At 42.1% G+C, this 23,369-nt stretch carries 20 protein-coding genes; 16 read left to right on the top strand and 4 right to left on the bottom strand.

The features are described 5' to 3' along the window. Nucleotides 1–30: 30 nt before the first annotated feature. Nucleotides 31–219, top strand: a complete 189-nt coding sequence (locus AC1M9H_RS10160) for a helix-turn-helix domain-containing protein (RefSeq protein WP_481613308.1) — start codon at nt 31–33, stop codon at nt 217–219. Nucleotides 220–282: 63 nt separating this feature from the next. Further along, the gene (locus AC1M9H_RS10155; protein ID WP_481613304.1) at nt 283–909 is read left to right on the top strand and encodes an IS30 family transposase; all 627 of its coding nucleotides are present in this window, start codon (nt 283–285) and stop codon (nt 907–909) included. Between the two features lie 129 nt (nt 910–1,038). Here AC1M9H_RS10155 and AC1M9H_RS10150 read toward each other — a convergent pair whose 3' ends face one another. The 3 genes from AC1M9H_RS10150 to AC1M9H_RS10140 form a co-directional block, all read right to left on the bottom strand. Beyond that, the gene (locus tag AC1M9H_RS10150) at nt 1,039–2,322 is read right to left on the bottom strand and encodes a ribonucleotide-diphosphate reductase subunit beta (protein ID WP_035267248.1); all 1,284 of its coding nucleotides are present in this window, start codon (nt 2,320–2,322) and stop codon (nt 1,039–1,041) included. A 146-nt stretch (nt 2,323–2,468) separates the two neighbouring features. Continuing rightward, the gene (locus AC1M9H_RS10145) at nt 2,469–2,600 is read right to left on the bottom strand and encodes a preprotein translocase subunit YajC (RefSeq protein ID WP_481587302.1); all 132 of its coding nucleotides are present in this window, start codon (nt 2,598–2,600) and stop codon (nt 2,469–2,471) included. Between the two features lie 477 nt (nt 2,601–3,077). Then, complete coding sequence (locus AC1M9H_RS10140; protein WP_481589064.1) at nt 3,078–5,903, bottom strand: ribonucleoside-diphosphate reductase subunit alpha; 2,826 nt, start codon at nt 5,901–5,903, stop codon at nt 3,078–3,080. A gap of 604 nt (nt 5,904–6,507) precedes the next feature. Between AC1M9H_RS10140 and bfmR the strand changes: the two genes are divergently transcribed. Further along, entirely contained in the window at nt 6,508–7,224 is a 717-nt protein-coding gene (bfmR, locus tag AC1M9H_RS10135; protein ID WP_035267251.1) for a response regulator transcription factor BfmR, read from the top strand. Between the two features lie 47 nt (nt 7,225–7,271). Further along, nucleotides 7,272–8,921 carry a sensor histidine kinase BfmS gene (gene bfmS / locus AC1M9H_RS10130; RefSeq protein WP_481593635.1) on the top strand — a complete coding sequence of 550 codons (1,650 nt, stop codon included), beginning with the start codon at nt 7,272–7,274 and terminating at the stop codon, nt 8,919–8,921. A gap of 56 nt (nt 8,922–8,977) precedes the next feature. Here bfmS and AC1M9H_RS10125 read toward each other — a convergent pair whose 3' ends face one another. Beyond that, on the bottom strand, nt 8,978–9,334 hold the full coding sequence (locus AC1M9H_RS10125; RefSeq protein WP_035267254.1) for a hypothetical protein: 357 nt from the start codon (nt 9,332–9,334) through the stop codon (nt 8,978–8,980). Nucleotides 9,335–9,803: 469 nt separating this feature from the next. Here AC1M9H_RS10125 and ndhC point away from each other — a divergent pair, with 469 nt between their 5' ends. The 12 genes from ndhC (at nt 9,804) to nuoM (ending at nt 23,369) form a co-directional block, all read left to right on the top strand. Beyond that, nucleotides 9,804–10,352 (top strand): NADH-quinone oxidoreductase subunit A, encoded by a 549-nt coding sequence (gene ndhC / locus AC1M9H_RS10120; protein WP_035267255.1) that lies wholly within the window; start codon nt 9,804–9,806, stop codon nt 10,350–10,352. Between the two features lie 6 nt (nt 10,353–10,358). Further along, entirely contained in the window at nt 10,359–11,039 is a 681-nt protein-coding gene (locus AC1M9H_RS10115; RefSeq protein ID WP_035267257.1) for a NuoB/complex I 20 kDa subunit family protein, read from the top strand. An 88-nt stretch (nt 11,040–11,127) separates the two neighbouring features. Next, on the top strand, nt 11,128–12,915 hold the full coding sequence (nuoC, locus tag AC1M9H_RS10110) for an NADH-quinone oxidoreductase subunit C/D (protein ID WP_035267259.1): 1,788 nt from the start codon (nt 11,128–11,130) through the stop codon (nt 12,913–12,915). A gap of 12 nt (nt 12,916–12,927) precedes the next feature. Then, nucleotides 12,928–13,437 carry an NADH-quinone oxidoreductase subunit NuoE gene (gene nuoE, locus AC1M9H_RS10105; protein WP_035267260.1) on the top strand — a complete coding sequence of 170 codons (510 nt, stop codon included), beginning with the start codon at nt 12,928–12,930 and terminating at the stop codon, nt 13,435–13,437. Continuing rightward, nucleotides 13,434–14,765: an NADH-quinone oxidoreductase subunit NuoF gene (gene nuoF / locus AC1M9H_RS10100; protein ID WP_035267262.1), complete on the top strand. Its 1,332-nt coding sequence runs from the start codon at nt 13,434–13,436 to the stop codon at nt 14,763–14,765. The genes nuoE and nuoF overlap by 4 nt, the downstream gene beginning before the upstream one ends. An 11-nt stretch (nt 14,766–14,776) precedes the next feature. After that, a complete protein-coding gene (gene nuoG / locus AC1M9H_RS10095) occupies nt 14,777–17,455 on the top strand; it encodes an NADH-quinone oxidoreductase subunit NuoG (RefSeq protein WP_035267264.1) in 2,679 nt (892 codons plus the stop codon). Between the two features lie 3 nt (nt 17,456–17,458). Further along, nucleotides 17,459–18,469: an NADH-quinone oxidoreductase subunit NuoH gene (gene nuoH, locus AC1M9H_RS10090; protein ID WP_035267266.1), complete on the top strand. Its 1,011-nt coding sequence runs from the start codon at nt 17,459–17,461 to the stop codon at nt 18,467–18,469. A gap of 18 nt (nt 18,470–18,487) precedes the next feature. Further along, nucleotides 18,488–19,030: an NADH-quinone oxidoreductase subunit NuoI gene (gene nuoI, locus AC1M9H_RS10085; RefSeq protein WP_035267267.1), complete on the top strand. Its 543-nt coding sequence runs from the start codon at nt 18,488–18,490 to the stop codon at nt 19,028–19,030. Further along, a complete protein-coding gene (nuoJ, locus tag AC1M9H_RS10080; protein WP_171076777.1) occupies nt 19,030–19,548 on the top strand; it encodes an NADH-quinone oxidoreductase subunit J in 519 nt (172 codons plus the stop codon). The genes nuoI and nuoJ overlap by 1 nt, the downstream gene beginning before the upstream one ends. Further along, nucleotides 19,548–19,856, top strand: a complete 309-nt coding sequence (gene nuoK, locus AC1M9H_RS10075; protein WP_004695395.1) for an NADH-quinone oxidoreductase subunit NuoK — start codon at nt 19,548–19,550, stop codon at nt 19,854–19,856. The genes nuoJ and nuoK overlap by 1 nt, the downstream gene beginning before the upstream one ends. Further along, the gene (gene nuoL / locus AC1M9H_RS10070; protein WP_092766949.1) at nt 19,853–21,748 is read left to right on the top strand and encodes an NADH-quinone oxidoreductase subunit L; all 1,896 of its coding nucleotides are present in this window, start codon (nt 19,853–19,855) and stop codon (nt 21,746–21,748) included. Before nuoK ends, nuoL begins: the two co-directional genes overlap by 4 nt. Before the next feature lies 1 nt (nt 21,749). Next, the gene (gene nuoM / locus AC1M9H_RS10065; protein ID WP_092766950.1) at nt 21,750–23,369 is read left to right on the top strand and encodes an NADH-quinone oxidoreductase subunit M; all 1,620 of its coding nucleotides are present in this window, start codon (nt 21,750–21,752) and stop codon (nt 23,367–23,369) included.

Here is a 23,369-nt window from a genome sequence, read left to right as displayed (position 1 = left end):
ACTCATCTTACCTAAGAAGAAAGATATCAGATTTATATATTATTACGTGAAGGTTTTTCTAAACATTATATCGCTTGGAGACTCAATCGGTCACCTTCAACTATTTCTAGAGAAATTAAACGTAATCGAGCGAGAAATGGTTACTTCCCTACACATGCTAATACACTCGCTCGAAGACGCCATTGTTCCAATTCTAAAATAATCCCTTGTGAAATATAGGCACAAGTTACCTCTTATCTTCAATGGAGTCCTGAACAGATCGCTTCTCGTGTTTCAGTCAGTTTGCATTCAATTTATCGCTTCATTCGGCAGGATAGAAATAAGGGTGGCACACTCTTTCACAACCTACGTTTCAGAAATCAAAGGAAACGAAAGTACGGCTTTCATGAAACCCGTAGATGCATTCATAAGAGACCTATTGAGATTGAGCATCGGACTCGCTTTGGTGATCTGGAAATAAACACGATTGTAGGTAAGAACTATCAGCAATCCTTGGTCTCGATTGTAGATCGCAAGACAGGTTATCTATGGCTCAAAAAGTGTAGCTCACGAAAGGCAGAAGAAGTTTGCCAAACAACTATCCGTCTATTTGAGCCGATCAAAGATCATCTCAAAACAATCAACGCAAATAATGGTAAGGAGTTCAGCCTGCATGAGTATACTGCTCAAGAATTAGACATAGACTGGTGTTTTGCTGATCTTTATAATGCTTGGCAACGAGGCACAAATGAAAATACCAATGGTCTAATCAGGCAATACCTTAAAAAAGGGAGTGATTTAAATATCTATACGGATGAATACATCTCAGAAATCACTCAACGTTTGAATCATCGGCTAAGAAAAGACTCGGCTTTAAAAGTCCGAGTCAAGTATCATGGCAACAACATGGTGTTGCACTTCAAATGTTAATCTAAGAATCTTAAAACTTAACCCTGCTATTTTATTTTTTTATTCTTGAACATACTAAACCTGCTTGAGTATAAAAAATAAAAGAGCCATATAAGGCTCTTTTATTTTTAGATACAATAGCGTGATCTATTACCAGCTTAACGCACCACCAGTTTGATAGTCTGTTACGCGAGTTTCGAAGAAATTCTTCTCTTTACGTAAGTCCATCATTTCTGACATCCACTGGAATGGATTGTTCACACCAGCGAATTGCTCAGGTAAACCTAATTGAGCTAAACGACGATTTGCGATGAACTTCAAGTATTCTTCCATCATTGCAGCATTCATACCTAATACACCGCGTGGCATTGTGTCACGTGCATATTCGATTTCAAGCATCGTACCTTCAAGAATCATTTGAATGATTTCTTCTTGGAACTCAGCAGTCCACAAATGTGGGTTCTCAATCTTGATTTGGTTAATCATATCGATACCAAAGTTCAAGTGCATTGACTCATCACGTAAGATGTACTGGAATTGCTCAGCAACACCATTCATCTTGTTACGACGACCCATTGACAAGATTTGAGAGAAACCACAGTAGAAGAAAATACCTTCAAGAACACAGTAGAATGCGATCAAGTTGCGAAGCAAGATTTGATCTGTTTCAGGTGTGCCTGTTTTGAATGTTGGATCACTTAATTCTTGAGTGTACTTCAAGCCCCATGCAGCTTTACGCGCAACTGATGGAACTTCGCGGTACATGTTGAAGACTTCGCCTTCATCCATACCTAAAGATTCGATGCAGTATTGGTAAGCATGCGTGTGAATCGCTTCTTCAAATGATTGACGCAAGATGTACTGACGGCATTCAGGGTTCGTAATGTGGCGGTAAATCGCAAGAACCAAATTATTCGCAACCAACGAATCGGCAGTAGAGAAGAAGCCTAAAGAACGCATCACGATAGTACGCTCATCTTCAGTTAAGCCATCTTCTGACTTCCAAAGTGCGATATCGTGATTCATGTTAACTTCTTGTGGCATCCAGTGGTTTGCACAACCATCGAGATATTTTTGCCAAGCCCATTCGTATTTGAATGGAACAAGTTGGTTCAAGTCAGCGCGACAGTTGATCATTGCTTTATCATCAACTTGAACACGTTGAGCGCCCATTTCTAACTCTTCAAGACCTGGAGCAACGTCCAAATGTTCTAAGGCGTTAGATGCTCTTGCCAACGGATCGGCTGAATTTGTTGTTCCGTTTGAACTGGTTCGAGCGGGTTGTGCAGCTGCCACACGCGTCGGTTCGTTGCGTGCATCAGATACCACTTGTGGATTAGGCGCTTTTTGCGGTTCGATGGGCGCAGACTGCTGTGCTTGTGCAGTTTGTTTCGGTTCATCATCTTCGAAATCGTCCCAACTGAGGATAGACATATCAATTCTCTCTACGTTGCTTATATCTTTTTATTCAGACATCTCAACGTGAGACATCCTACTATACGCTTATATTGTGTAAGCAAAATTAAGTTTTGCCGATGAATGTACTCAATTTGTTCGTTTGAGTAGATTGAATTTCCGCACTACTTATTTTGCTTACGCTTCTGTTGTTTGCGAATGGCTAAAAATGCATAGACCATCGGCGTGTAAAAGAAAATAAAGGCAAAGACCAATACAGCAAGTCCTAACATATAGTTATGCGTCATATGGTGCATGGTGGTTTCCTTCATTTCTAAATAGTGGACTTCCGGAATAATCTAGAAATCCACGTTAAACTCTCAAAATAATTACTTGATTTTAAGAATTTGTTTAATCGTCGTTTTTGGATGAGCTAAAGCATAAGCTTTAGTCACGAAGCGACCATCAATGGCACTTTTATAAATCACGCGCTTAGACATAGTCTATTCCTCCTTTCTCAAAGAAAATGACTTGTACTGGCTCGAGATAGTTTTCAGTGCTACAATCTATCTCGCATTGGTATGCCAGCCTCTTTGTGACCATTTTGATATCACATCGAGATTGAAAAGCCTTCTACGAGTTTTGATCGGCCTGTAGAGGGCTTTTTTATTGCCTAAATTTTTTTAATCCCCCTAAGTCCCCCTTTTGCAAAGGGGGACATGTATCCCGCCATTTGCTTCGAGGAATCTCCCTCCTTTATTAAAAGGGTCGGGGAGGATTTAAAAACTGTCAGATTACTGACAAGCCTCGCAATCAGGATTGTCAATTGAACATGCCATTGGCACTGGCGCTGCTTGTTCGAAGCCTTCTTCTGACGCTGCTGCTTCAGGTTTAGCTTCTTGAGCAACTGCTGCTACTGGTGCTGCAACTGTCGCAGGTTTAACTGCGTTTAATGCACCTGTGTTAATCGTAGATTTCTCAGCAGATGTCGCACCTAATGCACGAAGGTAATAAGTCGTCTTAAGACCACGTAACCATGCCATCTTATACGTGATGTCCAATTTCTTACCGTTTGCACCAGAGATGTAAAGGTTAAGAGATTGTGCTTGGTCGATCCATTTTTGACGACGTGATGCAGCATCAACAATCCAGCGTGCTTCAACTTCAAATGCTGTCGCGAAAATTGCTTTTAACTCTTCAGGAATACGCGCAATTTTTTGTACTGAACCTTCGAAATGTTTCAGGTCATTGACCATCACAGAATCCCAAAGACCACGTTCTTTTAATGCACGAACGAGGTAAGGGTTGATGACAGTGAACTCGCCAGACAAGTTCGATTTCACATATAAGTTTTGGAATGTTGGCTCAATAGATTGAGATACACCACAAATATTTGAAATGGTTGCAGTCGGTGCAATGGCCATCACGTTCGAGTTACGCATACCATCTTTTTGAACCTTGGCACGTAACGTGTCCCAATCCAAACGTTGTGTGCGATCGACTTCAAACATACGTTCTGGGCGAGATTTCGCAACGAGCTCAAGAGAGTCAATTGGTAAAATACCTTGATCCCACAATGAACCTTTAAATGTTTCATACGTACCACGTTCAACCGCCAAATCGCTTGAAGTTTGAATCGCGTAGTAAGAAATCACTTCCATAGACTCATCTGCAAACTCAACCGCAGCATCAGAACCGTAAGCAATTTTCATTTCGTATAGTGCATCTTGGAAGCCCATGATACCCATACCCACTGGACGGTGTTTCAAGTTTGAATTACGCGCTTGTGGAACTGCATAGTAGTTAATGTCGATAACGTTATCGAGCATACGAACTGCAGTTTTAATCGTGCGAGCAAGTTTCTCACGGTCTAGTTGACCACCTTGAACGTGTTGAACAAGGTTGATTGAACCCAAGTTACATACCGCAATTTCATCCTTGCTTGTGTTCAACGTAATTTCAGTACATAAGTTAGAAGAGTGCACCACACCTACGTGTTGTTGCGGTGAACGTAAGTTACATACGTCTTTGAATGTGATCCACGGGTGACCTGTTTCAAATAACATTGATAACATTTTGCGCCATAAGTCTTTCGCACGGACTTTCTTATGCAGCATGTCTGTTTCTTTCGCAATGCTTTCGTAGTAAGCATAACGTTCTGCGAATTCAGCACCCGTTAAATCGTGAAGATCTGGTGTTTCAGACGGGGTGAAGAGTGTCCATTCAGCATCTTCAAATACACGTTGCATGAACAAATCTGGAACCCAGTTTGCAGTGTTCATATCGTGTGTACGACGGCGGTCATCACCCGTGTTTTTACGAAGCTCTAGGAATTCTTCGATATCCAAGTGCCAAGTTTCAAGATATGCACATACCGCACCTTTACGCTTACCACCTTGGTTAACTGCAACGGCTGTATCGTTCGCTACTTTAAGGAATGGAACAACACCTTGCGATTTACCGTTAGTACCTTTGATGTATGAGTTCAAGGCACGAACTGGTGTCCAGTCATTACCTAGACCGCCTGCCCATTTAGACAACATTGCGTTATCACGCATAGCGCCATAAATATCGAACAAGTCGTCATCAATCGTTGTTAAATAACAGCTTGATAACTGAGGACGTAATGTACCTGAGTTAAATAGAGTCGGCGTAGATGCCATGTAATCGAAGCTAGAAAGTAAGTTATAGAATTCGATTGCACGATCTTCACGGTTGTCTTCATTGAGCGACAAGCCCATAGAAACACGCATGAAGAATAATTGTGGTAATTCGAAACGTACGCCATCAGAGTGGATAAAGTAACGATCAAATAATGTTTGAAGACCTAAATATGTAAATTGATTAGAGCGTTCTGGTTTAATCGCAGCCGCTAATTTTACAAGATCAAAATTTAATAATTCTGGAGAAAGAAGCTCTAGCTCAACACCTTTTTTCAAGAAGGTTTCAAGCGCATCATTTTCAAGCGTGTCTTTGGATAGACCAAGAAACTCAAGACCGGTTGCGACTAAGTTGTCACGCAATAAACGTGCAGTGACATACGTATAGTTTGGTTCTTGTTCAATACGTGTACGTGTCGCCATCATCATCGTTGTAGAGATGTCTGATGCTTTAACACCGTTGTATAGGTTTTTTACAGTTTCATCGATGATCGCTTGAACATCAATGCCTTCTAAGCCTTCGCTAGCTTTTTCAATCTTCGCTTGTAAACGACTCAAATCTAATGGTTGGAGCTGACCATTTTGACCTGTGATCTGAAGAGTAGGGTGATGATGAGCACCTAACTCTTTACGCGCTTCGGCACGTTGTTCACGATAGATCACGTATGCACGCGCTACTTTTTGTTCACCTGTGCGCATTAAAGCTAATTCCACTTGATCTTGAATTTCTTCAATATGAATCGTGCCACCAGAAGGTAAACGACGCTTAAATGTATTCATCACCATCTCAGTCAGCTGAGTAATACGATCATGAATTCTGCTCGAATCTGCACTTGGTTGACCTTCAACAGCCAAAAATGCTTTACCAATTGCTACAGAGATTTTATCTGCATCAAAAGTGGCAACATCACCAGTGCGTTTAATCACTTGAAGTTGACCAGGGGTTGTATTAGCGCTCATTTCAGCGTCGCTCCATTCTCATCATTTTTATGCTTATGGACCATTTGAATCGGATACAAACTCAAAAAATGAGCTATCGCGATATTTGAGGGTAAACACAAGACTTAGTGGTTTAATGTAAATTAAGACACAAGATACGGTAAATTTCAGGGTAGATCAATATTGACATTTTGATAATTTTTTTTCTGAGTTTAACACTCAAATTTCCCTATACTTTTTCCATGTTCCGCCATTTTTGTTATGTAGTCAGCGTCACAGGGTGCTAAGCATAACAGAGACTTTTTAGAGTGCTTATAGATAAGTTTGTGGATAACTCCGAAAGTGCAAATTGATTCTCGAAAATAATTTTTTTGAAATATTTTGTTTAAAATATCATCAAATTGGTTTGTGTTTGAAAGTTTAAAGTTGATTGAAAATATTGATCGACTTGGCAAAACTATCTATTTATCAATAGTTAATAAAAAGATAACAAAAGACTACGCTCGTGTATCAGTTTCGTGAACAGGCTCTTGTTTACAATGTAAACGTGTGTATATTGCAAAACATATCGATGTAAATCTGTGAAGTTTAATCAGCAGATATCGTAACAATATAGGGGCATTCTATGAGCCAAGAAGAAAAGTTACCAAAGATTTTGATCGTTGAAGATGACGAGCGTCTTGCGCGTTTAACGCAAGAGTATTTAATTCGTAATGGATTAGAAGTTGGGGTAGAACCAGACGGTAATCGTGCAATCCGTCGTATTATCGCAGAGCAACCAGATATGGTGGTGCTGGATGTTATGCTTCCTGGTGCTGATGGTCTCACCGTATGTCGTGAGGTTCGGCCACATTATCATCAACCAATTTTAATGTTGACTGCACGTACTGAAGACATGGATCAAGTATTAGGTCTTGAAATGGGTGCAGATGATTATGTTGCGAAACCAGTTCAGCCACGTGTTCTATTAGCGCGTATTCGTGCTTTGCTTCGTCGTACAGACAAAACACCAGAGGATGAAGTTGCTCAACGTATCGAATTTGATGATTTAGTGATTGATAATGGTGGTCGTTCTGTAACCTTAAACGGTGAGCTTGTAGATTTCACAAGTGCAGAATATGACTTATTATGGTTGTTGGCATCTAATGCTGGTCGTATCCTTTCACGTGAAGACATTTTTGAGCGTCTACGTGGTATTGAATATGATGGTCAAGACCGCTCAATTGATGTTCGTATTTCTCGTATCCGTCCAAAAATTGGTGATGATCCTGAAAATCCTAAACGTATTAAAACAGTGCGTAGTAAAGGATATTTATTCGTTAAAGAAACCAACGGGATGTAATCACATCCCCGCGGTAATGCCCTCACTCCTCAGAAGGTCATACCTTAGTGTCTAAACACAGTATATTCCTGCGTATCTACGCAGGTCTCGTCATTTTGGTGGTGCTGGTTGCCATATTTGGTTATTTGCTTGTGCAAATCATCAACTATCAACGCGCGCAGGAATACCGTGAGTCATTGACTGATGGGATTTCGTACGTCATTAGCGAGGGTGTTTCAAGACAACAAACCATGCAACAAAGAATGGATTGGATATCAGATGCATCTGATTTGCTCGAACTTCCAATCTATTATCTAGAATCTGATAAAGTCGAACTTTCACGCACCGAAAAATACCGTTTAGAAAAGCGCAAAGCTGTGGTGCGCTATGACGCCAAAGAAAGTATTGCTTATGTCATTATTGGTTTAATAGATGACCCTGAGCATTTACTTTATGTAAAAGTGGATAATATTGGTGAGCGTCAAATGAAGGCCTTACCAATCTTTGTATGGGAATACTTGGTTTATTATCCAGGGCAGGAAAGGGAATATCTTGCAAAAATTAAGCAACACTTTTCTTATGATTTAAGCATTCAAAATCTGTCTGATCTCAATTTAGATTCCGAGCAAATTGGTCGTTTACGTGCGGATCAAGGGGTTATCCTGTATCAGGATAGCGCTAGCATTCGTGGTACTACGATTTCTGTCATTTCTCCAATGACGAATTCGTCTGGTGATGTCTTGGTGATGGGACCAGTGCCAATGTTCAATTGGATGCCATTCCAATTGGCGGCAGGGATTACTTTGCTGAGTATGTTTATTTTGTCGCTTGGTGTGTATGGTTTGATTGTCCCAATGCAACGCAAGTTGAAGCAAGTTAACTCAGCCTTAAATGTTATGCAAAAAGGGGATATGTCCGTTCGCGTTCCTGTCGAAGGATATGATGAGTTAGCACATTTGGCAGCCAGCTATAACAGTATGTCAGATCATATACAGCGTTTGATCGAAGCTCAGCGAGAGTTAATGAGAGCTGTATCACATGAGCTGCGAACGCCAGTCGCACGTATTCGCTTTGGTATGGAAATGTTGGTTGATGAAGAGGATTATGAGTATCGTCAGCAACAAGTAGAAATGATTGATAAAGATATTGAGGCTTTAAACACGCTCATTGATGAAATTATGACCTATGCTAAACTTGAGCAAGGCATGCCCTCTATTGATTTTGAGGAAATTCGACTATACGAAGTGCTTGAGCAAGTCGCTATTGAAACTAAAGCATTAAAAACCAATAAAAATATTCAATTACACTTGCCATCACAAGCTTTGGTGGTGGATGCGGAACGCCGTTATTTGCATCGTGTAGTACAAAACTTAGTCGGAAATGCGATCCGGTACTGCGATGATACAGTGCTGATCACTGGTGGAATTGATGCTCAGGGAATGGCCTATATTTCAGTTGAAGATGATGGTCCAGGGATTCCAGAAGAGGATCGTAAGCGAGTGTTTGAAGCTTTTGCTCGCTTGGATGATAGTCGTACACGTGCCTCAGGTGGATATGGTTTGGGCTTATCTATTGTAAGCCGAATCGCCTATTGGTTTGGTGGTACGATTCAAGTGGATCAAAGTCCTAAAATGGGCGGTGCACGATTTACTATGCAATGGCCAGCCAAAAGATTTAAAAAGAAGAAGATTGTTCAAACCAGTCAAACATCAGAGTAAAGCGAGAATTAAAAAAAAGCGCGATTAAGCGCTTTTCTTATAATTTATATTGCCTTTTATTGGTAATTATTGGCATTCGGTTCAATGATGCGTTTTCCTTCCTTAAGTGCATTTAAGGCATCGGCATTGAAATCGATCAGTAAACTGTTATTGGTTGCATCAACATGATAATTGCTAATCAGTTTTTGATCGCCGTGAATGGTCTCAACTGTATATTCATCTGCGATGTTGAGAATAGCATCAAGATTAGTGGTTGTAGAGGCGAGGTCTTGGCGGAAAATTTGATAAATATCGCGTAAATCAAAAATAGCATTCGTTGCATCAGGATGTTTTTTGATATAGCTGTCTAAATGATGGACGATCAACTGAGCAAATAAAAAATAGTTAGGTTTGTGTGTGAATTCTAGACTCATAGATCTTCTCCTTATTATTTAATTGAGCATATAACGAAAATCAGCACGATTTGTATAAAGTTAATTAAAACATTGTAAGCAATTAAAATTTAAAACTTTTAAAATAGAATAAATCAAAAATAATTGAGCCATATTGGTGCAAAAAAAGCTGACCTAACACGAATGGTAAAACTAAAAAAGTAATAGTGGGTGGATTGAGGCCGCTTGAATTTTTTGAATGATTATTCGGAAAAAATAATCAGTATTATCACCTTGATAACTTTCTACGATTAAATAAGGTTTTATTGACTTTAATCACCATCAAATCTGGAAAAAGGGCAAAATTCATCCTAAAGACTTAGAGGGATTGGCTAGCAACAGAAATCATAAATCAGGTACAATTGGCGGGATTAATTTTGTGTTTGGTGTATTTGAAGGCCAATACATACATTCTTTGTTAATAAATAGGCCTGCCAGGAGTTATCCCCGCATGAGTGCCATTACTCCATACGATTGGGCAATAATTGCCTTCGTGATCGGCGTTACATTTTTATGCGTCTTTATGCTCACTGTCCCGCTACTCCTAGGGGGTAAATCGTGGGGACGTGCTAAGCAAGAGCAGTTCGAGTCAGGCGTAGTTAGTGCTGGTGGAGCACGAATTCGTCTATCTGCAAAATTCTATTTGGTTGCAATCTTCTTCGTTGTGTTTGACTTAGAAGCGCTCTATCTCTATGCATGGGCTGCGTCAGTTCGTGAAGTGGGTTGGATCGGTTTTGCAGCAGCAGCTGTATTTATTTTAGTTTTACTCGTTGGCTTGATTTATGAGTTGTCTACTGGTGCATTAAATTGGGCGCCATCTGATAAGCGTAAAGCAGCAGGGATTAAACCTAAAATTGGTTCGCCAAATATGGATCTCGCAGAAATTACTCGCTTCAACTCAATTGAGGAGTTGGTGGTTGACCCTACAGGTCAAATTCCAGCGCAATCATCTGGTCGTGTAAAAGCTTCGCCAACGACTACATCATCTGATAAGGAGTAATACGGGATGAAATATACATTAACCCGTGCGAATCCGGATGCTGATCAGTATCCACTTCAAGAGCGTATCGTTGTAGAAGATCCGCTTTTACAAGAAGAAGTGAATAAGAATGTGTTCATGACTCGTTTAGAGGATTTGGCGCATACAGCAGTAAACTGGGGTCGTAAAAACTCAGTTTGGCCGTTCAACTTTGGTACATCTTGCTGCTACGTTGAGTATGCAACGACTTTAACAGGCGTGCATGACTTGTCACGTTTTGGTGCCGAAGTAATTCGTGCTTCACCACGTCAAGCGGACTTGATGATTGTTGCGGGTACATGCTTCGTCAAGATGGCACCTGTAATTCAACGCCTTTATGAGCAAATGTTAGAACCTAAATGGGTGATCTCAATGGGTGCATGCGCAAACTCTGGAGGTATGTATGACATTTACTCGGTTGTACAAGGTGTCGATAAAATCATTCCAGTGGATGTGTATATTCCAGGTTGCCCACCGCGTCCTGAAGCATTAATCCAAGCGTTGATGTTATTGCAAGACCAAATTCAATTAGAGCGTCGTCCGCTTTCTGCGGTGATCGGTGATGATCTTAAGCCAGTTTATAAGCCAAAGATGCAGCCTGAACGTGACCGTAAGAATGCTGAACGTATTGCAGTAAAACACTTACGCTCTATGGATGAAATTAAATAATCTTAACGGCAAATAATATTGATGCACCCGCTTGGGTGTAATTGTCGTTTTGGTTGAATGAATTTGTATTAAATAGGAAGCCAAGCCAATGGCTGAAACTGACATTGCTATGCCAGAATCAACTCCAGTTGATTCACGCCCAGCATTTGCAATTGTAGAAGAGCTCAAAACCAAGTTTGGTGAGAATTTCTACGTGCAAACGACTTTTGAAGACTTTCCAACAGTCTGGGTTGAGCGCTCACGTGTACAAGACGTATTAATGTTCTTGCGTACAGTGTCACGTCCTTACGTGATGTTGTTTGACTTGTCAGCGGTAGATGAGCGTTTACGTACTCACCGCGATGGGTTACCTGCGTCTGACTTCACTGTGTTCTATCACTTGTTGTCACTAGAGCGTAATACGGATATTCGTATTAAAGTTGCGTTGAATGAGTCTGATCTCAATATTCCAACAGCAACCAACATTTGGCCAAATGCCAACTGGTACGAACGTGAAGCTTACGATATGTTCGGCATTAACTTCGAAGGGCATCCAATGCTCCGTCGTATTTTATTGCCAACGTATTGGGAAGGTCATCCGTTGCGTAAAGAATATTCTGCACGTGCGACTGAATACACACCTTATCGTCAGAACCAAGCGAAACAAGATTTCGAACAAGAGCATTTACGTTTTGTACCTGAAGATTGGGGTCTAAAACGCGGTAATGCTGATGAAGACTTCATGTTCTTGAACTTGGGTCCTAACCATCCATCTGCGCATGGTGCATTCCGTGTGATCTTGCAGTTAGATGGCGAAGAAGTGAAAGACTGTGTGCCTGATATCGGTTATCACCACCGTGGTGTGGAAAAGATGGCTGAACGTCAAACTTGGCATTCATTCATTCCGTATACTGACCGTGTTGACTACTTAGGTGGTTGTGCGCAAAACATGCCTTATGTGATGGGTGTGGAGCAGATGGCAGGGATCACTGTGCCAGAACGTGCGCAATGTATTCGTGTCATGATGTCGGAACTATTCCGTATTAATAACCACTTGCTTTATATCGGTACAGCGATTCAGGATGCCGGCGGTATGACCCCAGTATTCTATATGTTCGCCGATCGTCAAAAGATCTATGACGCGATTGAAGCAATCACGGGTTACCGTATGCACCCAGCATGGTTCCGTATCGGTGGTACTGCACACGATCTTCCAAACAACTGGCAACATTTGATCCGTGAAATTTTGGATTGGATGCCTAAACGTTTGAAGGAATATCATACTGCAGCACTTAAAAACTCGGTATTTGAAGGTCGTACCCGTAATGTTGCGCAATATGATGCAAAATCTGCATTGGCGTGGGGTGTGACAGGTACAGGTTTACGTGCAACAGGTATTGATTTTGACGTACGTAAATATCGTCCATATAGCGGTTATGAAAATTACGACTTCGAAGTGCCTGTAGAATACGAAGGCGATGCATATGCACGTGTGATCGTTCACTACCGTGAAATCGAACAATCTTTAAAAATCATCAAGCAGTGCTTGGATAACATGCCATCTGGTCCTTATAAAGCGGATCACCCATTGGCTGTTCCACCACCGAAAGATAAGACACTACAAGACATTGAAACTTTGATTACGCACTTCTTAAGCGTGTCATGGGGTCCTGTCATGCCAGCAGGTGAAGCATCTGTTATGGCGGAAGTGGTAAAAGGTGCATCGAACTACTACTTGACTTCAGACAAGTCAACGATGAGTTACCGTACCCGTATTCGTACACCAACCTTCACGCACTTACAGCAAATTCCTTCTGTAATTAACGGCAGTCTTGTATCTGACTTAATCATTTATTTAGCGACGATTGATGTCGTAATGGCTGACGTGGATCGCTAAGGGGTACGCATTATGATGATTTTGACTGATAAAAAGCCACGTGTGAATGTCGAAGGGATTTTAACTGCGGAAGAAATCCACGAAATCGAGCATCACATTGGCCATTACCCATACCCACGTGCGGCATGTTTAGATGCACTTAAATGTGTTCAACGTCGTAATGGTTGGGTGGATGATGCGCAAATGAATGCGATTGCGCAGATGTTGTCAATGAGCCTTGCTGATTTGGAAGGTGTGGCAACATTCTATAACCGTATTTACCGCCAGCCAGTAGGTCGCAACGTAATTTTGCTTTGTGATTCTATTGCTTGCTTCTTGATGGGTGCGGAAACTTTAGCAGAAGCATTCCAACGCGAACTCGGGATTTCATTTGGTCAAACGACAGCTGATGGTCGTTTTACTTTGCTCCCGATTTGCTGTTTAGGAAACTGTGATAAGGGTCCAACCTTGATGATTAATGAAGATACTCACGGTCTAGTAGAAGTTTCTTCAGTGAAACAGTTATTGGAGAAGTATGTATGAATACTGAACCAAAACCGATTTATGGCGACGGTAACCCAGAAACTCACCCATTAACATGGCGTTTGAGCAAGCAAGAATTTGTTCATAGTGTAGAAGACTATGAGTCTCTTGAAGGGTATGAAGGCTTTAAAAAAGCACTCACAATGCCGCCTAAAGATGTATTGGAAATCATTAAAGCAGCGACTGTGAAAGGTCGTGGTGGTGCTGGTTTCCCTGCAGGGATTAAATGGTCACTCATGGCGCCAAATGACAATTCAGGTCCTCGTTACTTGATTTGTAATGCCGATGAGATGGAACCAGGTACATTCAAAGACCGTTTGTTGATGGAAAAACTTCCTCATCAATTGATCGAAGGGATGTTAATTGCAGGTTATACACTTGAAGCAACCCATGGTTATATTTTTATCCGTGGTGAATACATCGAAGCTGCGAAATATTTGAACCAAGCTTTAGAGCAAATTCGTGCCAAAGGTTACTTGGGTGAAAACATCCTTGGTTCTGGCTGGAACTTTGAACTACATGTGCACACTGGTGCGGGTCGTTATATCTGTGGTGAAGAAACTGCATTGATCAACTCGCTTGAAGGTCGCCGTGCAAATCCACGTACAAAACCACCATTCCCGCAAGTTGCAGGTGCTTGGGGTCGTCCTACGATTGTGAACAACGTAGAGACTTACAATAACTTACCAGCAATTATGCTGCGTGGTCCTGAGTGGTATATCAATTTATCTGCAGGTAAGTCGAAAGATCCTGGCACAAAAATTTATGGTGCATCAGGTAAAGTGAAATTCCCTGGTCTTTGGGAGCTTCCATTTGGTACAACTGCACGTGAAGTGATTGAAGAACATGCGGGTGGTATGCGTGATGGCTTAAAGCTTAAAGCATGGTTACCAGGTGGTGCATCAACTGACTTTTTGGCAGCTGAACACATCGATCTTCCAATGGATGCGGAAAGCATCATGAAAGCAGGTTCGCGTTTAGGTACGTGTTTGCTTATGGTGGTTGATGAAACTCAATGTATGGTTTCAGCAACACGTAACTTAGAAGAATTCTTTGCGCGTGAATCATGTGGTTTCTGTACACCATGTCGTGATGGTTTACCTTGGGCGGTGAAAGCGCTTAAAGCACTTGAAGATGGTACAGGCAAGAAAGAAGACATCGATCATTTGCAAGAGCTTACACGTAAGCTTTGGATTGGTAAGACTTTCTGTGCTCACGCTCCTGGTGCTATGGAACCACTCATGGGTGCACTCAAATATTTCCGTGGCGAATTTGAAGCAAAAGTGGTGAATGCCGCTGCTCAAGTTAGCAACGTAGAACAAGCTTAAGGAATTCGACTATGGCTACAATTCATGTCGATGGCAAATCGTATGAAGTCAATGGCTCAGAGAACTTGCTACAAGCATGCTTGTCTTTGGGTATTGATATCCCGTACTTTTGTTGGCATCCATCCTTAGGTTCTGTCGGTTCTTGCCGTCAATGTGCTGTAACTCAATACGCGAATCCAGAAGATACTCGCGGTCGTTTAGTTATGTCATGTATGACACCTGCAGCTGACAATACCTACATCTCGATTGAAGACAAAGAAGCAAAAGATTTCCGTGCATCTATTGTTGAATTCTTGATGACGAACCACCCACATGACTGTCCAGTCTGTGAGGAAGGTGGTCATTGTCACCTTCAAGATATGACTGTGATGACACAACATGACCGTCGTCGTTACCGTTTCACGAAACGTACGCATTACAACCAAGAACTTGGTTCGTTTATTGCGCACGAGATGAACCGTTGTATCGCATGTTACCGTTGTGTTCGTTACTATAAAGACTACGCAGGTGGCACAGACTTCGGTGTGTATGCAAACGCTTCACGTGTTTATTTTGGTCGTCCAGAATCAGGTACTTTAGAGTCTGAGTTCTCGGGTAACTTAACTGAAGTATGTCCGACGGGCGTATTCACAGACAAAACACACTCTGCACGTTATAACCGTAAATGGGACATGCAGTATGCGCCAAGCGTCTGCCAAGGCTGTTCTTCAGGTTGTAACATCTCTCCGGGTGAGCGTTATGGTGAATTACGTCGTGTAGAAAACCGTTTTAACGGTGAAGTCAACCAATACTTCCTGTGCGATAAAGGCCGTTTCGGTACGGGTTATGTGAACCGTGAAGACCGTCCACGTCAACCGCAATTCCGTTCAGGTAGCAATGTAGAGACTGTTTCAGTTGATACAGCGTTAGACACCGTGATTGAGAAAATCCAAGGCAAAAAAGTATTGGGTATTGGTTCTCCACGTGCATCTCTTGAGTCTAACTTTGCGCTTCGTGAATTGGTTGGACAAGCAAACTATTCAACAGGTATGTCTCAAAAAGAGCAAAACTTGGTTGAACTTGCTGCATCAATTATGCAAACCGAGGGTGTATATAACCCAGGTATGCGTGAAATTGAAAGCTACGATGCTGTCTTAATTCTCGGTGAAGATTTAACACAAACTGCACCACGTATGGCATTGTCAGTACGTCAAGCTGCGAAGAACAAAGCCAAAGAAATGGCTGCAGAACGCCGTACACAAGAATGGTTGGCTGAGCCAGTACAACGTATTGCTCAAGACGAAAAATCACCAATTTATATCTTGGCTGCGACTCAAACACGTTTATCTGACGTAGCTACTGGTGAAGTCGTTGCTTCTCCAAATGATATCGCACGTTTAGGTTTTGCTGTTGCTGCGGCGGTGAAAGGTGAAAGTATTACCGGTTTAGAAGAAGATGCAAAAGCATTTGCTCAAACCATTGCTGACACTTTAAAAGCTGCAAAAAAACCATTGATTATCTCTGGTACAAGCTTGCAAGAAGCTGCAATTATGGAAGCTGCTGCACAAGTTGCACAGAATCTGGGTAATGCGGGTCTAACTTTGACTGTTCCTGAAGTGAACTCAATGGGCTTAGCAATCTTTGGCGGTAACAGCCTTGAGCAAGCATTTGCACAAGACTATGACACTGTCGTGATTGTAGAAAACGACCTTTATCGTCGTTTACCTGCAGTGCAAGTAGATGCTGCTTTGTCTGGTAAAGACGTGATCGTGCTTGACCATTCAGAAACTGAAACGGTGAAAAGAGCGAATATCGTTCTTTCTGCAGCGAGCTTTGCTGAAGGTGATGGTACTGTGGTATCTCAAGAAGGTCGTGCACAACGTTTCTATCAAGTATATGACCCAAGTTACTACAAACCAGAACTTGCGATCAAAGAATCTTGGCGTTGGTTACATGCCATTGAAACTGGCGTGAAAGGCAAAGCAATTTCTTGGACTGTGCTTGATGATGTCATCGAATCAGTTGCTAAGAATGTACCTGCGCTTGAAGCGATTCAAGATGTAGCACCAGATGCAGGATTCCGTGTCCATGGTCTTAAAGTGGCACGTGAACCACGTCGTTACTCTGGTCGTACTTCACTTCGTGCGCCGTTATCTGTCCATGAGCCTAAACAACCAACTGATCAAGACTCTGCATTAACATTCTCTATGGAAGGTTATGTCGGGAACCAAACGCCGTCAGCGTTAGTTCCATTTGCATGGTCAGCAGGTTGGAACTCACCACAAGCTTGGAATAAGTTCCAAGAATCAGTGGGCGGTTCTTTAAAAGGTGGAGATTCAGGTATTCGTTTATTTGATCGCCTTGCGAAATTACCAGCACGCACATACGTTGCACCAGCACCAGTTCTTGTAAATGCTGAGAGTTTCCGCCTTGTTCCAATGCATCATATTTTTGGATCTGGTGAATTCACAGTGAAAACACCTGCAATGGAGTCTCGTATTCCAGAAGCGGTATTTGCAGTGGGTGAGCAAGATGCAGCGCGCTTGAATGTGAAAGATGGCCAAAACATTACTGTGAAAGCAGGTGAGGCTTCGATCGTTCTTCCTGTTCAAGTCATTGAATATTTACCTACAGGTTATATTGGTTACCCAATTGGTCTCGCGCCAACGGTATCGTTAGCTGAGCCTGTATCAGTCGCGGTAGGAGCATAATTCATGGAACAAGAATTAATCCGTCAAACGCCGCTTTGGGCTGAGAACTGGCCAATTGCCTACTCTGTAGTTCAAGCGATTGTGATCTTGCTCGTTGTAGTTTTGATTGCTGCGTTGATGTCTTTCATTGAGCGTCGTTTACTTGGCTTATGGCAAGACCGTTACGGTCCAAACCGTGTAGGTCCTGGGGGGATGTTCCAGATTGTTGCCGACATGCTGAAAATCATGTTCAAAGAAGACTGGACACCAAAGTTTGCAGATAAATTGACTTTCCGTTTAGCTCCAGCAGTTGCAATGGCAACTGCGGTGCTATCGTTCATGGTTATCCCTGTATCACCTTATTTAGGTGTTGCAGACATGAGTATCGGTCTATTGTTCTTTATGGCAATGGCGGGTATTGCAGTGTATGCAGTTTTATTTGGTGGTTGGTCATCAAACAATAAATATGCATTACTCGGTGGTCTTCGTTCAGCAGCTCAAACGATCTCTTATGAGGTCTTTTTAGGTATTTCCTTGATGGGTGTGGTTGCAATTGCAGGCTCATTCAACATGCGTGAAATCGTAGAAGCTCAAAAAGATGTATGGTTTGTCATTCCACAATTCTTAGGTTTCCTCATCTTCGTGGTTGCAGGTGTTGCGGTAACGCATCGTCATCCATTTGACCAACCAGAAGCGGAACAAGAATTGGCGGAAGGTTACCATGTCGAATATGGTGGTATGAAGTGGGGGATGTTCTTCGTTGCGGAATACGTCAATGTTGTCCTGATCTCAGCTTTGATCGTAACCTTATTCTTCGGTGGTTGGTTAGCACCATTTGGTCTAGATTTCCTACCTCCAGCATTTTGGTTCATGATTAAAACAGCATTCTTTGTGATGATGTTTGTCTTGGCACGTGGTTCATTAATGCGTCCACGTTATGACCAAGTGATGAACTTTGGTTGGAAGATTTGTTTGCCTTTAGCGTTGGTCAACTTGTTGGTGACTGGTGCTGTGATTCTGATGAATCAGGCCTAGGACAGCAGGGAGAACATTATGTATAAAATTCTAGCTGGGTTTGGGTCAATTGTACGTTCGTTGTGGATGGTATTTAGCCACGCAACACGTAAACGTGACACTATTTTATACCCTGAAGTTAAAGCTGAAGAAATCGTTCCACCACGATTCCGTGGCCGTATCGTATTGACACGTGACCCAGATGGTGAAGAGCGTTGTGTAGCTTGTAACTTGTGTGCTGTAGCTTGCCCTGTTGGCTGTATTTCATTACAGAAAGCTGAAAAAGAAGATGGTCGTTGGTATCCGGAATTTTTCCGTATCAACTTCTCTCGTTGTATTTTCTGCGGTATGTGTGAAGAAGCATGTCCTACAACTGCTATTCAGATGACACCTGATTTCGAACTCAGTGAATACGTTCGTCAAGACTTAGTTTATGAGAAAGAAAACTTGCTCATTTCTGGTCCTGGTAAATATCCAGACTATAACTTCTACCGTGTAACTGGTATGGCTGTAGCTGGTAAAGACAAAGGTCAGGCTCAGCGTGAAAGCGCACCTGTCGATGTACGGAGCTTATTACCATGATGTGGCCATTTTATTTGATGGCACTTGTGGCCATCGTTTCTACGGTTCGTGTTGTGACTAATGCGAATCCAGTACACGCACTTTTAAGCTTAATCGTTTCGTTACTTGCAGTTGCTGGTATGTTCATGATCGTTGGTGCACCATTTGCAGGTGCACTTGAGATTATTGTTTACGCTGGTGCCATTATGGTTCTTTTCGTCTTCGTTGTGATGATGTTGAACCTTGGTTCTCAAACTGTTGAACAAGAACGTAAATGGTTAACATCTGATGCTTGGGCTTACCCTGCATTGATGAGCTTTTTAATGGGTCTGGTTTTAGTTTGGACAATGACTTCAGAGCACAGCATTTCTGGTCCTTTAATGGGTACAGAAGTTGTAGGCCCTAAAGAAGTTGGTCAAGCACTCTTTACACAATATTTATTATTGGTTGAAGTTGCCGCAATGTTATTGCTTGCTGCGTTAGTCGCTGCATTCCACTTAGGCAAACGTGAACCAAGTGCAGAAGAGGAAAAAGAATAATGGGTAATATCCCTTTAGAGCATGGTTTGATTGTTGCAACCATTCTTTTTGCACTCGGTTTCTACGGTGTAATGGTGCGACGCAACCTTTTATTTATGTTAATGAGCCTTGAGATCATGATGAATGCAGCAGCGCTTGCATTCGTCCTTGCTGGTAGTGCATGGGTGCAACCAGATGGTCAGATCATGTTTATCTTGATCTTAACGCTTGCTGCGGCAGAAGCGTGTATCGGGCTTGCGATCGTCCTTCAGTTCTATCATCGCTTCCATCATTTGGATGTAGATGCTGCTAGTGAGATGCGCGGATGAGTTTATTAGCATTAACCATATTATTTCCGCTCATTGGTTTTATCCTTTTAGCGGCAGGGCGTAATAAGCTTCCTGAAATTGTAGCTGCCATTATTGGTGTGGGTTCAGTTGGTCTTTCTGCACTATGTGCATTATTGGCTGGTATGAATTTCATCAACAGCGGTGAAACATCTCAAGTGACTCACCTTTGGACTTGGTTCAGTGTGGGTGGTTTTGAACCAGGCATTAGCTTGCACTTAGATGGTTTATCTTTACTTATGCTTGGCATGATTACGGGTGTGGGTTTCTTAATTCATATCTTTGCATCATGGTATATGCGTGGTGAAGAAGACTTTGCACGTTTCTTTTCTTACTTCAACTTATTCGTAGCAAGCATGTTATTGCTTGTGTTGGGTGACAACCTTGCGTTGTTATTTTTAGGTTGGGAAGGTGTTGGTCTGTGCTCATACTTGCTGATTGGTTATTACTACCAAAATCCAGCAAATGGTGCTGCTGCAATTAAAGCATTCACCGTGACACGTATAGGTGACGTTTTTTTACTCATCGCATTGTTCTTAATTTTCCAACAATTTGGAACATTGAATATTGCTGAAATCGTTGCTGCTGCGCCTGTGGTAATGACACAAAGCTCATCGTTAACCATTTGGACTGCATTAATGTTGTTCTTGGGTGCTGCAGGTAAATCTGCGCAAATCCCATTACAAACATGGTTAGCAGACGCGATGGCGGGTCCTACACCAGTATCTGCATTAATTCATGCTGCAACAATGGTAACAGCAGGTGTTTACCTATGCTGCCGTATGTTCTCTGTATTTGAAATGGCACCAGAAGTCATGGTGTTTATCTCAATCACAGGTGCGGTAACATTATTAGTTGCAGGTTTTGCTGCACTGGTTCAAACAGACATCAAACGTATTCTTGCTTACTCAACCATGAGTCAGTTGGGTTATATGTTTATGGCTGTAGGTGCTGAAGCATACCAAGCTGGTCTATTCCACATGTTGACACACGCGTTCTTCAAAGCGTTGTTGTTCTTGTCATCAGGTGCGGTGATTCTTGCATACCATCACGAACAAAACATTTTCAAAATGGGTGGTTTGTTCAAGCGTAATAAATTCTTATTTGCTTGTTTCGCGATCGGTGGCGGTGCCTTAGCAGCGATTCCATTCTTAACGATTGGTTTCTTCTCAAAAGATGCAATCTTGGCGGCTGTGTGGACACAAAGTCATATCGCAGGCTTACCTGTATTCAATACATTGTATTGGGTCGGTGTTGCTGGTGCATTCTTAACGTCAATCTACACGTTCCGTTTAATTTGGATTGTGTTCTTTGGCGAAGAGAAAACGCCATATCACGAAATCAAAGGTGCAACTTACTGGGCTCCTTTAGCGATTCTCGCTGTCCTTTCTACAGGTTTGGCAATCGTACTTAAAGCGCCAGTCATGAGTATTCTTGATGCAGCACAAATCCCTGCATTTGTTATTCCTGAAGCGCTAGAAGCTGGTGCGCATGGTGCAGAATATGTCGCTATTGCAATCGCACTTGCTGGTTTAGCGGTTGGTGTTGTCTTATTTGCTTTTGCTTATAAAGCAGTTCAAGGTTTTGCTCGCACTTCATTGGGTGCAGGACTTGCAAATATCTGTCGTAATGCGCTTGGTTTCGATGCGTTATATGACCTCGTGTTTGTAAAACCTTACTTATTTATTGCAAAAATGATTGGTCGTGACCCGATTGATGGCGTATGGCTTGTATTGCCAGCGATTGTTAAAGGTGGTCATAGCTTCACTAGTTCACGTCAAACAGGTTCTTTGCGTGAGTACGCATCGAGCATGGCGTTCGGTATCGTGGTGATTATCATGATTCTGATCGTGACTCAGATCGTGGGGAAATAAGATGGAAAACATCAATAACTGGTATTTACCCGCGCTGATCCTCATTCCGTTCATTGCTGGTTTTATTTGTTGGGTCGTTGATAAATTAGATCAACACCTACCACGTTATATTGCACTTGTGGGTATGCTCATTACTTTGGGCATGACCGTTGCTTTATGGCAATCAGGTACCTACAGCTACCAAATTGGTGAAACTGTACCGACTTGGTCTGCAGAGTTCTATGTACCTTGGATTCAAACCCTTGGCATTAACATCCACTTAGCGGTGGATGGTCTTTCACTTCTCATGGTCGGTTTAACTGCTTTACTAGGTGTATTGGCGGTTGGCTGTTCTTGGGGTGAAATTCAGAAGAACGTTGGTTTCTTCCACTTAAACCTTTTATGGTCTTTAGGTGGCGTGATCGGTGTATTCTTGGCTGTTGATTTGTTCTTGTTCTTCTTCTTCTGGGAGATGATGCTCGTTCCAATCTACTTCTTGATTGCACTCTGGGGCCACAAAGGTGCTTCTGGTAAATCTCGTGTTTACGCTGCGACTAAATTCTTTATTTACACGCAGGTGGCTGGTCTGATCATGTTGATTGGTATCTTAGGTCTTGTGATCTACGGTTTCATGATGACAGATACAATCAGCTTCAGTTATAACCATTTACTCGCTGTTGCGAATACATTGGATGCTAACCCACAAACGTCATCAATTGCCTTTGCATTTATGATTTGTTTGTTTATTGGTTTTGCAGTCAAACTTCCTGTTTTCCCATTGCATGGTTGGTTACCAGACGCGCACGCACAAGCACCTACAGCAGGTTCTGTAGACCTTGCGGGAATCTTAATTAAGACAGCGGCTTACGGTTTACTTCGTTTCGTCATTCCATTCTTCCCAGTTGCTTCAGCGCAGTTTGCTGATGTAGCAATCATTTTCGGTTTAATCGGTATCTTCTACGGTGCTTGGTGTGCTTTCCAGCAAACCGATATGAAACGTTTGTTGGCGTATACGTCGATTTCACACATGGGCTTTGTTTTACTTGCAATCTACGCAGGTAACATCCTGACCTTCCAAGGTCTGATGGTCATGATGTTGGCTCACGGTTTATCGTCAGCAGCATTATTCATTATGTGTGGTCAAGTGTATGAGCGTCTTCACACACGTGATTTACGCTTGATGGGTGGTATTCGTGGTCAATTCCAGTATTTACCATTCTTCTTGATGTTCTTTATTGCTGCGCTTGTAGGTATCCCTGGCTTAGGTAACTTCATTGGTGAGTTCCTCATCTTGATGGGTGCATTTGCTCAATTCCCTACATTCACGATTATTGCTGCGATCAGCTTAGTATTTGCGGGTCTATATGGTTTAATCCTGATTCATAAAGCGTTATTTGGTGTGCCAAACGAAGAGCAAAAACAACACTATGCGAACCCATTAAAAGATCTTAATGCGCGTGAGCTTGGTATTTTGTTAATTTGTGCGTTCGGTCTGTTATGGCTTGGTTTGTATCCACAAAGCTTCCTTGATATTTCAGAATCAAGTTTGGCTTGGATTGCGAATAGCTACATTCCAGTACAAGAAGTAGTTGAAGTGGTTGAACAAGCCACAACTCAACTCGAAAATGTGGAGATGCAATAA

Source organism: Acinetobacter sp. ANC_7512, from assembly GCF_056779935.1.
The sequence above is the reverse complement of the archived record's forward strand: the minus strand, read 5'-3'. Positions and strand labels throughout refer to the sequence as shown.

Coding starts and splice junctions, on each gene's coding strand:
- AC1M9H_RS10150 (WP_035267248.1), bottom strand. CDS start 2,322: ATGTCTATCCTCAGTTGGGACGATTTCGAAGATGATGAACCGAAACAA.
- AC1M9H_RS10145 (WP_481587302.1), bottom strand. CDS start 2,600: ATGCACCATATGACGCATAACTATATGTTAGGACTTGCTGTATTGGTC.
- AC1M9H_RS10140 (WP_481589064.1), bottom strand. CDS start 5,903: ATGAGCGCTAATACAACCCCTGGTCAACTTCAAGTGATTAAACGCACT.
- bfmR (WP_035267251.1), top strand. CDS start 6,508: ATGAGCCAAGAAGAAAAGTTACCAAAGATTTTGATCGTTGAAGATGAC.
- AC1M9H_RS10125 (WP_035267254.1), bottom strand. CDS start 9,334: ATGAGTCTAGAATTCACACACAAACCTAACTATTTTTTATTTGCTCAG.
- ndhC (WP_035267255.1), top strand. CDS start 9,804: ATGAGTGCCATTACTCCATACGATTGGGCAATAATTGCCTTCGTGATC.
- AC1M9H_RS10115 (WP_035267257.1), top strand. CDS start 10,359: ATGAAATATACATTAACCCGTGCGAATCCGGATGCTGATCAGTATCCA.
- nuoC (WP_035267259.1), top strand. CDS start 11,128: ATGGCTGAAACTGACATTGCTATGCCAGAATCAACTCCAGTTGATTCA.
- nuoE (WP_035267260.1), top strand. CDS start 12,928: ATGATGATTTTGACTGATAAAAAGCCACGTGTGAATGTCGAAGGGATT.
- nuoF (WP_035267262.1), top strand. CDS start 13,434: ATGAATACTGAACCAAAACCGATTTATGGCGACGGTAACCCAGAAACT.
- nuoG (WP_035267264.1), top strand. CDS start 14,777: ATGGCTACAATTCATGTCGATGGCAAATCGTATGAAGTCAATGGCTCA.
- nuoH (WP_035267266.1), top strand. CDS start 17,459: ATGGAACAAGAATTAATCCGTCAAACGCCGCTTTGGGCTGAGAACTGG.
- nuoI (WP_035267267.1), top strand. CDS start 18,488: ATGTATAAAATTCTAGCTGGGTTTGGGTCAATTGTACGTTCGTTGTGG.
- nuoJ (WP_171076777.1), top strand. CDS start 19,030: ATGTGGCCATTTTATTTGATGGCACTTGTGGCCATCGTTTCTACGGTT.
- nuoK (WP_004695395.1), top strand. CDS start 19,548: ATGGGTAATATCCCTTTAGAGCATGGTTTGATTGTTGCAACCATTCTT.
- nuoL (WP_092766949.1), top strand. CDS start 19,853: ATGAGTTTATTAGCATTAACCATATTATTTCCGCTCATTGGTTTTATC.
- nuoM (WP_092766950.1), top strand. CDS start 21,750: ATGGAAAACATCAATAACTGGTATTTACCCGCGCTGATCCTCATTCCG.